At 64.1% G+C, this 13,216-nt stretch carries 11 protein-coding genes; 7 read left to right on the plus strand and 4 right to left on the minus strand.

The window, feature by feature from the left end; all coding sequences use genetic code 11:
- The first annotated feature begins 135 nt into the window (after positions 1-135).
- The 3 genes from IVB45_RS11850 to IVB45_RS11860 all read left to right on the plus strand — a co-directional run bounded on the left by IVB45_RS11850 (position 136) and on the right by IVB45_RS11860 (position 4,673).
- Positions 136-1,764, plus strand: coding sequence for a helicase HerA-like domain-containing protein (locus IVB45_RS11850; RefSeq protein WP_247359878.1), 1,629 nt, complete (start codon positions 136-138; stop codon positions 1,762-1,764).
- Positions 1,765-1,897: 133 nt separating this feature from the next.
- Positions 1,898-3,226: a glycosyltransferase family 87 protein gene (locus IVB45_RS11855; RefSeq protein ID WP_247359877.1), complete on the plus strand. Its 1,329-nt coding sequence runs from the start codon at positions 1,898-1,900 to the stop codon at positions 3,224-3,226.
- A 52-nt stretch (positions 3,227-3,278) separates the two neighbouring features.
- Entirely contained in the window at positions 3,279-4,673 is a 1,395-nt protein-coding gene (locus IVB45_RS11860) for a M20/M25/M40 family metallo-hydrolase (RefSeq protein WP_247359876.1), read from the plus strand.
- Between the two features lie 197 nt (positions 4,674-4,870).
- On the opposite strand, the gene IVB45_RS11865 is transcribed toward IVB45_RS11860, so the two are convergent.
- A complete protein-coding gene (locus IVB45_RS11865; RefSeq protein WP_007593534.1) occupies positions 4,871-5,650 on the minus strand; it encodes a class II aldolase/adducin family protein in 780 nt (259 codons plus the stop codon).
- Between the two features lie 180 nt (positions 5,651-5,830).
- Complete coding sequence (locus IVB45_RS11870; RefSeq protein WP_247359875.1) at positions 5,831-7,480, minus strand: glycosyltransferase family 39 protein; 1,650 nt, start codon at positions 7,478-7,480, stop codon at positions 5,831-5,833.
- Between the two features lie 313 nt (positions 7,481-7,793).
- Between IVB45_RS11870 and IVB45_RS11875 the strand changes: the two genes are divergently transcribed.
- On the plus strand, positions 7,794-8,666 hold the full coding sequence (locus tag IVB45_RS11875; RefSeq protein ID WP_247359874.1) for a DUF308 domain-containing protein: 873 nt from the start codon (positions 7,794-7,796) through the stop codon (positions 8,664-8,666).
- A 172-nt stretch (positions 8,667-8,838) separates the two neighbouring features.
- Positions 8,839-9,255 (plus strand): MucR family transcriptional regulator, encoded by a 417-nt coding sequence (locus tag IVB45_RS11880; protein WP_027569063.1) that lies wholly within the window; start codon positions 8,839-8,841, stop codon positions 9,253-9,255.
- A gap of 5 nt (positions 9,256-9,260) precedes the next feature.
- Here the strand turns inward: IVB45_RS11880 and IVB45_RS11885 are convergent, their stop codons facing one another.
- Both IVB45_RS11885 and IVB45_RS11890 read right to left on the minus strand, forming a co-directional pair.
- Complete coding sequence (locus IVB45_RS11885; protein ID WP_247359873.1) at positions 9,261-9,692, minus strand: SufE family protein; 432 nt, start codon at positions 9,690-9,692, stop codon at positions 9,261-9,263.
- A 68-nt stretch (positions 9,693-9,760) separates the two neighbouring features.
- On the minus strand, positions 9,761-10,186 hold the full coding sequence (locus IVB45_RS11890; protein ID WP_247359872.1) for a DUF5330 domain-containing protein: 426 nt from the start codon (positions 10,184-10,186) through the stop codon (positions 9,761-9,763).
- Positions 10,187-10,570: 384 nt separating this feature from the next.
- Here IVB45_RS11890 and IVB45_RS11895 point away from each other — a divergent pair, with 384 nt between their 5' ends.
- Positions 10,571-12,502, plus strand: a complete 1,932-nt coding sequence (locus tag IVB45_RS11895) for a PAS domain-containing sensor histidine kinase (RefSeq protein WP_247359871.1) — start codon at positions 10,571-10,573, stop codon at positions 12,500-12,502.
- Complete coding sequence (locus IVB45_RS11900) at positions 12,495-13,190, plus strand: peptidoglycan-binding domain-containing protein (RefSeq protein WP_247359870.1); 696 nt, start codon at positions 12,495-12,497, stop codon at positions 13,188-13,190. The genes IVB45_RS11895 and IVB45_RS11900 overlap by 8 nt, the downstream gene beginning before the upstream one ends.
- Positions 13,191-13,216 lie beyond the last annotated feature (26 nt).

Below are 13,216 nucleotides of genomic sequence, written 5' to 3' on the forward strand. Positions count from 1 at the left end.
ACTCGCATGTTTCCGACCATGTCGCATGCCCGGAGCGCGTTGAATGGTTTCAATCAGCGCGCGATATGCGTTAAACTACGGAACTGGTGCATTCGAGTTTCGATATGCGAAACAAGGCAGAGAGATCAGGGCATAATGACCGCACAGGACAGCAAGCTCGGTGATACCGACGACAAGATCTTCGTCGGTAAAGGAAGCGAGCAGGCATGGCTGACGCTGGCGTTCGCCAATCGCCACGGCCTCGTCACGGGTGCAACCGGAACCGGCAAGACGGTCTCGCTGCAAGTGATGGCAGAAGGATTTGCGCGCGCTGGTGTTCCAGTGTTCGCGGCCGACATCAAGGGCGACCTCTCAGGCATCTCCGAAGTCGGCGAAGCCAAAGATTTCATCGTCAAGCGCGCCACCGAGATGGGACTGACGTTCCAGCCCGACCAGTTCTCGACGGTGTTCTGGGACGTGTTCGGCGAGCAGGGCCACCCGGTGCGGGCGACCGTCACGGAAATGGGCCCGCTGCTGCTCGCACGTATGCTCGACCTGAACGATGTGCAGGAAGGCGTGCTCAACGTCGCCTTCCGCGTCGCCGACGACAACGGGCTGACGCTGATCGACATGAAGGATCTGCGCGCGCTGCTCGATGCCATCGTGCCCGACGCCGGCAAGAAGGGGGCGGATGCCGAGGAGAGTCCGCTTGCCGAGATCAAGAAGGCGGCGCAGGGTTTTGGTAACGTCACCAAGGCCACTGTCGGCACCATCCAGCGCCAGCTTCTGGTGCTGGAGAATCAGGGCGCCACCAAATTCTTCGGCGAGCCGGCGCTGACGCTGAAAGACTTCATGAAGACCGACCGCGACGGCCGCGGCATGGTCAACATCCTCGTCGCCGACAAGCTGCTGCAGAGCCCACGGCTTTACGCGACATTCCTGCTGTGGATGCTGTCGGAGCTGTTCGAAGAGCTGCCCGAGGCCGGTGACCTGCCCAAGCCGAAGCTGGTCTTCTTCTTCGACGAAGCGCATCTGCTGTTCAACGACGCGCCCAAGGCGCTGATGGACAAGATCGAGCAGGTGGTGCGCCTGATCCGCTCCAAAGGCGTCGGCGTTTATTTCGTCACGCAAAACCCGGTCGACGTGCCCGACCGCGTGCTCGGACAATTGGGCAACCGGGTGCAGCACGCGCTCCGCGCCTTCACCCCACGCGACCAGAAGGCGGTCGCCGCCGCGGCCCAGACCTTCCGGCCCAACCCGAAGCTCGACACTGCCAAGGTGATCATGGAGCTCGGCAAGGGCGAGGCGCTGGTGTCCTTTCTCGAAGGCAACGGCACGCCGGCGATGGTCGAGCGAGTGATGATCCGGCCGCCATCGGCCCGGATCGGACCGATCACGCCGGAAGAGCGCAAGGCGATCATGGATGCAAGCCCGGTGAAGGGCAAATACGACACCGCCGTCGATGCGGAGTCCGCCTACGAGATGATCCAGAAGCGCATTGCCGGCACGGCTGCGACTGCCGATCCAGGCGCGGCTGGCGGAAATGGAGGCGGCGGCATCCTCGGCCAGATCGGCTCGATCGTCGGCACCATCTTCGGTACCAACGTCAAGCGCGGCCGCCTCTCGACGGGGCAGGTCATCGCGCGCGACATGACCCGATCGGTCACCAATCAGGTGATCGGGGGGATGGCCGCCAATATCGGCAAGTCGGTCGCCGGCCAGCTTGGTGGCTCGATCGGCCGCACGCTGGTCCGCGGCGCGCTCGGCGGCTTGCTGCGCAGGTAGGCAGAAAGCCTCGTTTGAGGCAATTCATCCGCAGACCCGCCGCTTGTGCGCGGCGGGTACAAATTCGGGTGATCAGGACTCTCCAAGCGTCCGTTGGTCTGCTAGGTGCTATGGCCCCTGACTGGACCACATCGTGACCTCACCTGAATCTTTCGTCCGACCCGGCGCATTCCGAAACCTGTCGTTGCGTGCGCCGCTCGACCTGCTCTTCCTGCTCTGCTGCTTCATCCTGGCTGCCGATGTCCTCGGACCCGAGATCTTCGGGCACGGCAAAACCAAGGACTATGGCCTGTGGTACTGGGCCGGGCAGCAGGTCTTAAAGGGTGGGCCGCTCTATCCCGGCGACATCGGTGCGTACTTCGAGTTCATCTACCCACCGCTGCCGGCGATCCTGCTGGCGATCCCGAGCTGGTTCGGCAAGATCGCGCTCTACAGCGTGCTGTCGATCCTGAATATTACGGCGTGGTGGTACACCGGGATGCTCTCCAACGCCATGACCGGTTCGGGCCGCACGCCTGGCCCCTGGCTGGAGGCGCTGCCGGCTCTCGTCACCGTGACCTTCGTGTTCGACATGTTCGATCTTGGCCAGCCGAACCTCGTGCTGCTGGCGATGATGCTCTACGGCTTCTGGAGCTTGCAGCATCAACGCTCCTGGCTCGCAGGCTTGATGTTCGCGCTCGCCACCGCCATCAAGGTGTTTCCCATTGCGGTGCTGCCCTATCTGGTCTGGCGTCGAAACTGGGGAGCCGCCGTCGCTACTGTCGCCTTCACCGGCATGCTTCTCTATATCGTGCCGGCCCCCATACGCGGCTTCGAGCGCAACGCCGCCGAGGTCAAGACCTGGTATCAGGGCATGGTCGGGTCGAGCTCGGAAAAAGGATTTGGCCAGCGCGACGAGCAGAACTGGTCGTGGGTGAACCAGTCACTCATTGCCGTCACGCACCGGCTGGTCCGGCCGATCAACTACAATCAGGAGGATTCCAACAAGCCGCCGCGCACGATGAATGTCATCGACGTCGATTTCAGGACGGCGAACTGGATCGTGCTGGCGCTGTCGGCCTTGCTCGGATTGGGCTTCGTCGCGGTCATGCCACGGCAAGCGCGGCGTACGGCGCGCTCGGACGCCGAGGAGCTCGGCATCCTGTTCTGCCTGATGACGGTGGCATCGCCCCTGGCGCGGCAATACTACTTCATGTGGCTGTTCTTCCCGATGACGGTGCTGATGCATCGTGCCGCCTTCGACGAGCGGGCGAACGTGCGCCTGGGAACCTGGCTTTCCCTTGGCGCCGCCGGCATGCTCATGCTGCTGGCACTGCCGTGGTTTCCCAATGTCTTTCAGGCTTGGGGCAATAACCTCGTCGCCACAGCGGTCCTCGCAGCTAGTCTCGCATGGCACATCCGGCATCCGCCGGTTGCGGCTGGCCCCAACGCCGCGGCAGCGCTAAAAGCCGATAGTTCTTGAGAAGACAGCTTGAGCCCCGACGTCTTGGGATTCGAACGCAGGGAATACGACAATGGCAAATGCGCAGCTTCAATCCGTGCTCGACCACATCGACAAGGAGTTCGACAACAGCCTGGAGCGCCTGTTCTCGCTGTTGCGGATCAAGTCGATCTCCGCCGATCCGGCCTTCGCGGCCGATTGCAAGGCGGCGGCCGAGCATCTTGCCAGGGACATCGCGAGCCTCGGCGTTGCGACTGAAGTGAGGCCGACCGCCGGCCACCCCGCGGTCGTTGGCAAGAGCGTCGCGGGCGGCCGGCCGCATGTGCTGTTCTACGGCCACTATGATGTGCAGCCGGTCGATCCGATCGAGCTCTGGCACCGTCCGCCATTTGAGCCTGTTGTGACCGACCATGCCGACGGCCGCAAGATCATCGTGGCGCGCGGCGCCGAGGACGACAAGGGTCAGGTCATGACTTTCGTCGAGGCCTGCCGCGCCTGGAAGAAGGTGACGGGATCGCTGCCGATCGACGTCACTTTCCTGATCGAAGGCGAGGAAGAAGTCGGCTCGAAGAACTTCGTGCCCTTCATCGAAGCCAACAAGGACGAGTTTAAGGCTGACTACGTGCTGGTCTGCGACACCGGCATGTGGGACCGCAACACGCCCGCGATCACGACCTCGCTGCGCGGTCTGCTCTATGAGGAGCTCAAGATCACCGCCGCCAATCGCGACCTGCATTCCGGCGTGTTCGGCGGCAGCGCGATGAACCCGATCCGGGTGCTGACCAAAATTCTCGGCGGGCTGTTCGACGATGACAACCGTATCACCATTCCCGGCTTCTATGACGGGGTGAAGGACACGCCGTCGGACATTCTCGCGCAGTGGAAGAAGCTCGATTTCACGCCGGACACGTTCCTTAAGCCGGTTGGACTATCGATACCGGCCGGCGAGAAGGGCAGGCTCCTGGTCGAGCAGGCTTCCACGCGTCCGACCTGTGACGTCAACGGCATCTGGGGCGGTTATATCGGTGAGGGCTCGAAGACGGTGATCCCGTCGCACGCATCGGCCAAGGTCTCGTTCCGGCTGGTCGAAGGCCAGGATCCCGCGAAGATCCGCAAAGCTTTCCGTGAGTACGTGACTGCGCGCATTCCGGGGGACTGCAAGGTCGAGTTCGGCGACCACTCTGCCGGGCCCGCGATTGCGCTCGACTGGAACATGAAGCCGCTTGCCGCGGCCAAGACCGCGCTGACCGAGGAATGGGGCAAGGAGACCGTGCTGATGGGATCGGGCGCCTCGATCCCGATCGTCGCGGACTTCAAGCGCACGCTGGGGCTCGACTCGCTGCTCGTGGGTTTCGGCCTCGACGACGACAATATCCACTCGCCGAACGAGAAATACGACCTCCGCAGCTTCCAGAAAGGCATCCGTTCCTGGGCGCGCATCCTCGCGGCGCTGGCGGAGGTGAAGTAGCGGGCGCTCTGTCCTCGTCATTGCGAGCGTAGCGAAGCAATCCAGAATCTCTCCGCAGAGACAGCCTGGATTGCTTCGTCGCTTCGCTCCTCGCAATGACGGGGCCAAATAAAAACGCCGCCCGGAATTGGGCGGCGTTTCATTCCGAAAATGTGTAGAGGGTGTTGAGACCTACCCTACACCAAATCCCGAAAATCTCAAGAGCGGTAGCCCGGAAGCTCGCGGTCCAGCTTGCGCAGCAGTGGCGGCCACACGAGGTTGGTGGCGCGCAACTCGGCGCGGTCGCGGTTGGCGAGCAGCTCGGTGTTCTTGTCGATCGCGACATCGTCGACCGGATAGACCGGCGTGCCCAGCGCGCGCGTACGTACCTGCATCGAGCAGGCCCGCTCAAGGTGATACATGCGCTCGAAGGCCGAGGCCACCGACCGGCCGACCGTCATCGTGCCGTGGTTGCGCAGCAGCATGTGGTTGTGGTCGCCGAGGTCCTTCTGCAGCCGCGGCCGCTCGTCGTGGTCGAGCGCGATGCCTTCGTAGTCGTGATAGGCGAGGTCGTGGGTGACGAGCTGGGCGGTCTGGTTCAGCGGCAGCAGCCCTTCGGCGCTGCTCGAGACCGCGGTGCCGTCGAGGGTGTGGAGATGCAGCACGCAGATGGCGTCCTCGCGCACCTCGTGGATCGCCGAATGGATGGTGAAACCGGCGGGGTTGATGCTGTACTCGCTCTCGGAGAGCTGGTTGCCGTGCAGATCGACCTTGACCAGGCTCGACGCCGTGATCTCGTCGAACATCAGCCCGTAGGGATTGATGAGGAAATGATGGTCGGGGCCGGGCACGCGCGCGGAGATGTGGGTGTCGACCAAATCGTCCCAGCCGTAGAGCGAGACGAGGCGATAGCAGGCGGCGAGATTGACCCGTTGCTGCCACTCGGCCTCCGTCATGTTCGACGGCACTTCCTTCAGGCGCGCTTCCGCTGGCGACATGGTTGATCTCTCCGAACATCGTTGTTGCGGGGACGGAGCGTAGTCCTGCCGCGAGCTGCCAGCAAGGCACACAAAGCGCGGCAGTCCAGCGTAGTCCGCATGAGCGACGCGACATGCGGGGCTGCCTGATAGGCCCCGGATGTCGCTGCGCTCACCCGGGCTACGATCCGGAGAAATTTATTACGGTGCCGGGATCGAGAGCAGGCTGGAAATGCTGCTGCCGCGGATGTCGTAGACGCGGGCGAACACCACGTCGTCGCGCTTGATCTCGACCAGCACGGGCGCGGTGAGGCCCTTGCAGTAGAATTCACCGAGCGTCATGGCGAAGTCGGCGGCATTGGAATCCCAGCCGATGGTGAAGTCGGGGCCGAGCGCGACCTGGGCGGGGCGCTGCGGACCGCACACGGCGACCTTCCATTTGCGGTTGCGCGGCGGCACTTCCTGGCGTTCGACCAGTTGCTCGCGCAATTCGTCCGAGGCCTGCTTCAGCGCCAGGCCCCAATAATCCAGCATGAAGCGGTCGTCGGCGCCGCGCACGGTGCCGGCGATGTGGTTGAAGTGGGTGTATTGATAGGGATGCAGGCGGATCATCTCGGCGAGCGAGAGCGCAAGGCCAAAGCAGAAGGTGGCGAGCACGACCGGCTGCCACGTGCGGTGATTGGCGCGCAGCCGCTCCATGGCCCAGCCAAAGGCGACGCCGCCGAGCACCGCCATCGGCGGGATCACGAAGACGAAATGGCGGATGCCGTTGTACAGCGCCGGTCGCTTCACCATCGCGATCGCGAGCGGCAGCGTCGCGGCGAGCGTGAGCATCAGCAGGATGGTCTTGCGGCGTGCGGGAACCTCGCGACGCGGCAGCAGTGCGAAGGTGCCGATCACGGCGCCGAACATCAGCACCAGCATCACCTCGGGCAACTGAAGCGCGAACAGCGTCGGCAGATAGGACCACGGCATGTCGGGCACGGATACGATCGCGCCGTCGAACATCTCCTTCCAGGGTTTCTCGAAGAAGTGCGAGAAGTAGGTCAGCGCCTCGAAGGGATTGCCGGGCTCCATGATCGACCACGGCCAGATCAGCCCCATCACGAGGTAGCCGAGCACGAGGCCGGGCAGCAGCACGTAGACGACATAAGCGAAGCGGCGGACCGACTCGCGCAGGCCCTCGCTACGCAGTTCCTCCAGGAACAGCGGCATGAAGCCGATCACGGCATAGACCAGCGCAAGGCCGCCGAGGATGCGGGTGCCGAGCGAGAGGCCGGCACCAAGGCCGACGATCAGGATCGTGCGCGGCGAAGGCTGCGGATATTCCTCGGCGAGGCGGACGAGACCCAGCATCAGGATGATCATGGCCACCGCGAAGGGCGCATCCTTCGGGTTCATGAACATGTGGCCGTAGAAGATCGGGCAGAGCGCGAGCAGCAGGAGCGAGGCAAGTCCCGCAAGGGGGCCGCCGATACGGCGGCCGAGCCGCCACGTCACCGCAAGTCCGATCACGCCGACGACGGCGCCGACCAGACGGCGCGTCTCGAACAGCTCGAGCGGAATCACCTTGTGCAGGAGGGCCGCGACCATGTCGAAGCCGCCGCCATACATGTAAAGGTTGGCGAAGGAGAGTGCCGCGGTGTCCTTGAAACCGGAACCGAACATGCGCAGCAGCAGGTCAGCATATTCGGCGTGGGTGTAGTCGTCCCAGCCGAGCCCGTAGTCGCGGAAGGTCAAACCGGCAATGACGGCGACCGCAGCCAGCACCAGCATGGCGAGATCGTCGCAAGTCCGTTCAACCGAGCGCCGCAGAGGCGTGTCGATCGCCGAAGTCGTGATGGATGTCATGGCTATTGGTGACCCGGAATCCCCTCTTGGCCCTGCTGGTGCGCGCGGGCCTGCTCCCCGGAATCCCTATAGCGCAGTTCCATTACCAAGTAATTGGGCATTATGGCTAAATTCCTGATGCGACGCAGCAAATCCGACCAGCTCGAGAGCAGCTTAGAAGTAGCGAGCCGTAGCTGAAGGGAATGTGAATAAGTCCCTGATTTCCTTTCCTTTAGGAACGCAGGCTATAATTCGACGTTGGCGTGGAACACCGGATGACGGTATCGTGGCGTGACGAGTGTCGCGTGTGGCTGCGCGGCCGGGGGTGAGTTCGATGGCGTTGGTATTGTTGATCGCGGGGATTTTCGCCGTTTTGGCGGGCCTCCTTGCGATCCTGTTCGGCTTCACCGTCAGGGAATTCAGTCTCGGCAGTACCCTCATAATCTCCGGCACCATCGGCGTCTGCTCCGGAATGTTACTGGCCGGCCTCTACGTCGTGGTCGCGGAATTGAAGGGCATGGCCCGCCGGCTCGCTGGATCAATCGCACCATCCGACGTTCGGGTCCGGCCCGTACTGCCGGGTCTCGGGATGCCTGGAACGCCTGCCCCCTCGCCTGAGCCGGGCGCGGAGAAGATGGAGCCGGCGCCGCCATTGCCGGCCGCAGGCCCGCCGCCCTGGCAGAACGAAGCAGCCGCGCGCGAGCGACCGCGCGTCGAACCTCCGCCACCGCCGGAAGCTCCGAGCCCGCCTGAGGTTCCGGAGCCGCCGCGCCGGCGCAACTTGCTGTTCGCCTCGACCTCCCGCAAGGAGCGCGAGCGCGCGGAGGCGAAGACCGGCGAGGGCGTGCCGCCGCTGCCGCATGCCGAGCCGTCGGGGGAGCCTGCCGCCCCGGAGGCGCCGCCTGCGAGCTTTGACGACGCCTGGCCGAAGCCGGATCGCATGAGGCCTGCAGAGCCGCCGGCCGCCTCGCGGCGCCCGCCACCACGCTCGCCGTCGACCTTCGCGGAGGCTGCTCCGTCACCTGCACCGGAGCCGACGGCCGCGGCCGAGCAGGCGCCCGTGACCGTGCTCAAATCCGGCATCGTCGACGGCATGGCCTATTCGCTCTACTCCGATGGCTCGATCGAAGCCCAGATGCCGGAGGGGATGATGCGCTTTGCCTCGATCGACGAACTGCGCTCCCACCTTGACCAGCGGGGCGCTTGAAGAGCGCGTATTCAACTCTGGCGCAGCCAAGTAAAGCGCTGGCGTTCTTGTTGGTTCGTCAGTAAATCAGCCCATACTCCTCAGTCGTCCCATTTCAGCCAAACGTATTGTTGACACGGAATACTCTGACGTCGTCTCTCCCGTGAGACGCAAGGTGGAGAAAGGCGGGGCGATGTCGGATGCCGGGGCTAAGAATTTCATTGAGCTGACGGCAGGCATCGTGTCGGCCTATCTCAGCAACAATCCGACGCCTGCGGCTGAGATTCCGAACCTGATCAGCCAGGTGCATGGCGCGCTGGTGCGCGTTTCGTCGGGCCGCACCGAGACGGTGCCGCTTGAGCCCGCGAAGCCGGCGGTCTCGCTGAAGAAGTCGATCGCGCCCGATTATCTGGTCTGCCTGGAAGACGGCAAGCGCTTCAAGTCGCTGAAGCGCCATCTGCGCACCCAATACAACATGACGCCGGAGCAATATCGCGAGAAATGGGGCCTGCCGGCCGACTATCCCATGGTCGCGCCAAACTATGCGGTGGCCCGCTCGCAGCTTGCGAAGCAGATGGGACTGGGACAGCAGCAGCGGAAGCGGAAGTAGATTTTCTACGACGCTTCCGCGAGCGCCTCTTTCGCGTCGGTCTTGATGCGCTCGACCATCGAGCGCAGGCCGTTGGAACGCTGCGGCGTCAGATGATCGCGAAAGCCGAACTCGTCGAATACGGCAATGGCATCGGTTGCAAGAATCTCCTGAGGCGTGCGGCCGGAGTAAAGCGACAGCACGATCGCGACCAGCCCGCGCACGATGTGGGCGTCACTGTCGCCGCGATATGTCAGGACCGGCTGGCCGCCATCGCGATGATCGATCAGCTTCTGAAGCCAGACCTGGCTGACACAGCCATTGACCTTGTTCTCGGCCGAATGCTCAGCCTCGGACATCGGTTCCAGGGTGCGGCCGAGCTCGATGACGTACCGATAGCGGTCGTCCCACTCGTCCAGAATCTCGAAATTATCCCTGATTTCGTCGATCGTCGTCATGCTGGCCCAAAGTTCCCGTTCAGGCCAATATAGGGACGCAAAGCGCCGAAATCGATAGGGTTTGGGCGCTAATTCGCCGGTGCGGGCGCAGGGCCGCGCCATTCCAGCGCGAGGTCGTCCTGGGACAGGGTGTCGCGCGGCGCTTCGCTGGTTGCGGTATCGCCTTCGCCGGCCAGCGCGATCGAGCCGGTGTGGTCGGGCGCCTTCTTGTCGGGCTTCTCGAGCTGCTCTTTTTTGTCGTTGATGATCTGGTAGATCTTCTTTGCGCCGTCCTGCGCGCGCTGGCCGATGATGGTCGCGGCCTGTCCGCCGACCTCGCAGGCCGCCGGCTGGCGCTTGCAGAACTGGGTCATGTCGGAGACGGCCGCGGTCGCAGCCTGCACCGCGTCGGCAGCGCCGATCTGCGGCAGCTTGTCCGATTCGGGCGTCTTGTCCCGCGGCAGGAGCACCAGCACCAGCCCGAGCCAGAATGTGATGCGAAGCAGAAAGCGCATCTTGCGACCTGTATGTTAGACCCCGTCGCGGCGATCTCCGCGGATGTCGGACCTAGCAACTCTCGATAAATCGCAAGTGATTGCCTTCCGCTTAATTCGCGGAAAATTGACTCAAGAATCTTTGCAATCGACGGTGTCGTAAATTTTCGATTGACTTCCGTGCCGTGAGCTCTGCGGCCGCGCCCGTCCACCATTTCGAAACCATGCGGATCACGGGGAAACCCTGTGTTCACCATCCTCGCCGATGACGTCGTCAAATCGTCTAAAAAGCCCTGCGATGACGCGGTGTCCGGCGGCGCGCCGCGCTGCCTTAGTGTTCGTTTAAGGTCGCTCTGACACGGTGGCTCAACGATAAGGAGGCGTTCCGGCGCGTCTTCCCGACGAATGAGCCGAAGCGCGAGACCCGTGACAGTTTTGAGTATCATCCGCGATTGTCTCGATGCGCTGCTGCATCCCTCCGCGCGTTACGACGCGCTGACGCGAGCGCGCCATCGTGCCTTCATGGCCCCGCGGCTGCTCGGCAGCCTGGCCGCCTTCGCCGCATTCCCGGTCTATCTCGCCATGCGCGGCGCGCCGAGCGCGATTGAGGTCGCGGCCTTCGCCTGGCTGATTGCGCCGATCCTGTTGTCCTGGTTCCTGTCGCGCACCGGCCGTTACGAAGGCGCGCATGTGCTGTCGTCGCTGGCGCTCTCGGGCCTGATCATGGCGGTTGCGGTGACGACTGGCGGCATCGAATCCTTCGCCGCGATCTGGCTGGTTGTGGTTCCCCTCGAAGCTGCGCTGTCGGCCTCGCGCCGCGTCGCGGCCTTTGCATCGCTGCTGGCACTGTCCTGCGCCGGCATCCTGATCCTCGTCAGCCAGCTCGGCTGGCTGCCGATTGGCGACACCAGCGCTGCGGAACGCGGCGTGCTGATGGCGTTCGGCGTCGCCTCGGCGACGCTCTATGCCGCGGGCCTGGCTTTCGGCGCGGAATCGCTCGCGCGCACCAGCGTGGCGCTGCTGTCGCGGGAGGAGGAGCGTTACCGCCTCCTGGCGCGGAATATGAGCGACGTCATCTCGCGGCATCAGCGCAACGGCGCGGTGCAGTTCATTTCACCGGCAGTGGAAGCCATGCTCGGCGTGCCCGTCGCGCAACTGCTCGGCCACGGCCTGTTCGATCGGGTCCATGTCGCCGATCGGCCGGCGTATCTGACGGCGCTGTCCGATGCTGCGCGCGGCGACGTGCGCAGCGTCGAGTTCCGGTTGCGCCGGGAACGTGCCGGCTCGGAACGCGGCCAGGTTGACTTCATCTGGGTCGAGATGCGGTGCCGCCCGCTCGATCAGGATATGGGCCGTGATGCCACGCGCGAGGCCGATGTCGTCGCCGTGATGCGCGATGTCACCGACCGCAAGCTCGGAGAGCAGGCGTTCGACGAGGCACGCCGCGCTGCAGAGGCGGCCGACGCCGCCAAGACGCGCTTCCTCGCCACCATGAGCCATGAGCTGCGCACGCCGCTCAACGCCATCATCGGTTTCTCCGAGATGATCACGCAGGAGCAGACCTTGATGCTGGGCGCGGCCCAGCGGAGGGAATACGCCCAGCTCATCAACGATTCCGGCCAGCATCTGCTCTCGGTCGTCAACGGCATCCTGGACATGTCCAAGATGGAGTCGGGCAATTTCGAGATGGCGTCGGAACCGTTCGCGCCGCGTGCATCATTGATGCATTGCTGCAATCTGCTGGCGCTGAAGGCGCGGGAGAACGGCGTCGATCTCGTCACCGATGCGCCGCAGGACCTGCCTGTCATGACCGGCGATCCACGCGCCTTCAAGCAGATCGTGCTCAATCTCGTCGCCAACGCCGTCAAGTTCACCGAGCGCGGCGGTCAGGTCACCGTCACAGCCGCGGTCTCGGGTTCGCAGCTTGCGCTGCGCGTCAGCGACACCGGTATAGGCATCGCGCCTGACGATCTCAAGCGCATCGGCGCGCCGTTCTTCCAGGCCGGCAAGACCTATCAGCGCCGTCACGAAGGCACCGGCCTCGGACTTTCGATCGTGAAGAGCCTGGTGGCGTTGCATCTCGGCGAATTGACGGTACAAAGCAGGCTGGGCGAGGGCACTGCCGTCACCGTCAAGCTGCCGCTGGTCTACACGCCGCAGGCCAAGACGTCTGATATGAAGACTTCTGATGGCAAGATGTCCGACAGCAAGGCGAGCGAGAGCAAGATCGCGACCTTGACGCCGGTGCTGCGCCAGGAACTTCAGGACCACGAACTTCACGACCATCCTCACGACCAAGTTCAGGACCAACCCGCTCTGGTGAAGAAAAGTGCCTAAGAAGTCTGCCAAGGACGAAGCCGCTCCGCGCCGCCGTGGCGCCAAGGCCGCGGTCATCGATGTCGAGACCGAGCGCAATCTTGTGCTGCGCGTGCTGCTGCATAGCCCCAAGGATACGCTGGCCGGTCTCGTCGCCGTTGCCGCCATCGGCGCGATCGTTGCCAATGCGCTGTTCCTGCAGACCGGCCGGCACCCGGCGCCGATGTTCGGTACCGTGATCAATCTTCCCGCACCGTCGTCCATGGCGCTGTCGAACCCCTTGCCCCGTCCGCGTCCCGTCGGCGCCGATACCTCTCCGCTCGAGCCGAGAGCGACGGAGTTTCGTGCCGAGCCCAAACCTGCAGACAAGCCGCCGGAGAGGCCCGTCGAGGCGACTGCATCGACGCCGCGCTTGGGCGATCCCATGACCAATCTGGTCAAGCAAACGATTTCGGCGCCGCCCTCCGTCTCACGTCCGCCGGCGCCAATCCCCGTGCAGCAGGGCCCGGCCGCGCGGCGCATCGCCGGCGTGCAGCGCGCGCTCTCCGAATACGGCTACGGGAATTTGAAGATCACGGGCGCGATGGGCGCCGAGACCCAGTCCGCGATCCAGAAATTCGAGCGCGAGCACAAGATGCAGGTCACCGGCCAGCTGTCCGACCGCCTGCTCCGCGAGCTCGGCGCCGCGATCGGCCACCCCGTCGAATAGTCGTGATGTTGTGCGAAGGCTGGTGC

It is taken from the genome of Bradyrhizobium sp. 4, assembly GCF_023100905.1.
Classification (GTDB): domain Bacteria; phylum Pseudomonadota; class Alphaproteobacteria; order Rhizobiales; family Xanthobacteraceae; genus Bradyrhizobium.

Coding starts and splice junctions, on each gene's coding strand:
- IVB45_RS11870 (WP_247359875.1), bottom strand. CDS start 7,480: ATGACATCCATCACGACTTCGGCGATCGACACGCCTCTGCGGCGCTCG.
- IVB45_RS11865 (WP_007593534.1), bottom strand. CDS start 5,650: ATGTCGCCAGCGGAAGCGCGCCTGAAGGAAGTGCCGTCGAACATGACG.
- IVB45_RS11850 (WP_247359878.1), top strand. CDS start 136: ATGACCGCACAGGACAGCAAGCTCGGTGATACCGACGACAAGATCTTC.
- IVB45_RS11880 (WP_027569063.1), top strand. CDS start 8,839: ATGTCGGATGCCGGGGCTAAGAATTTCATTGAGCTGACGGCAGGCATC.
- IVB45_RS11885 (WP_247359873.1), bottom strand. CDS start 9,692: ATGACGACGATCGACGAAATCAGGGATAATTTCGAGATTCTGGACGAG.
- IVB45_RS11895 (WP_247359871.1), top strand. CDS start 10,571: ATGAGCCGAAGCGCGAGACCCGTGACAGTTTTGAGTATCATCCGCGAT.
- IVB45_RS11875 (WP_247359874.1), top strand. CDS start 7,794: ATGGCGTTGGTATTGTTGATCGCGGGGATTTTCGCCGTTTTGGCGGGC.
- IVB45_RS11890 (WP_247359872.1), bottom strand. CDS start 10,186: ATGCGCTTTCTGCTTCGCATCACATTCTGGCTCGGGCTGGTGCTGGTG.
- IVB45_RS11860 (WP_247359876.1), top strand. CDS start 3,279: ATGGCAAATGCGCAGCTTCAATCCGTGCTCGACCACATCGACAAGGAG.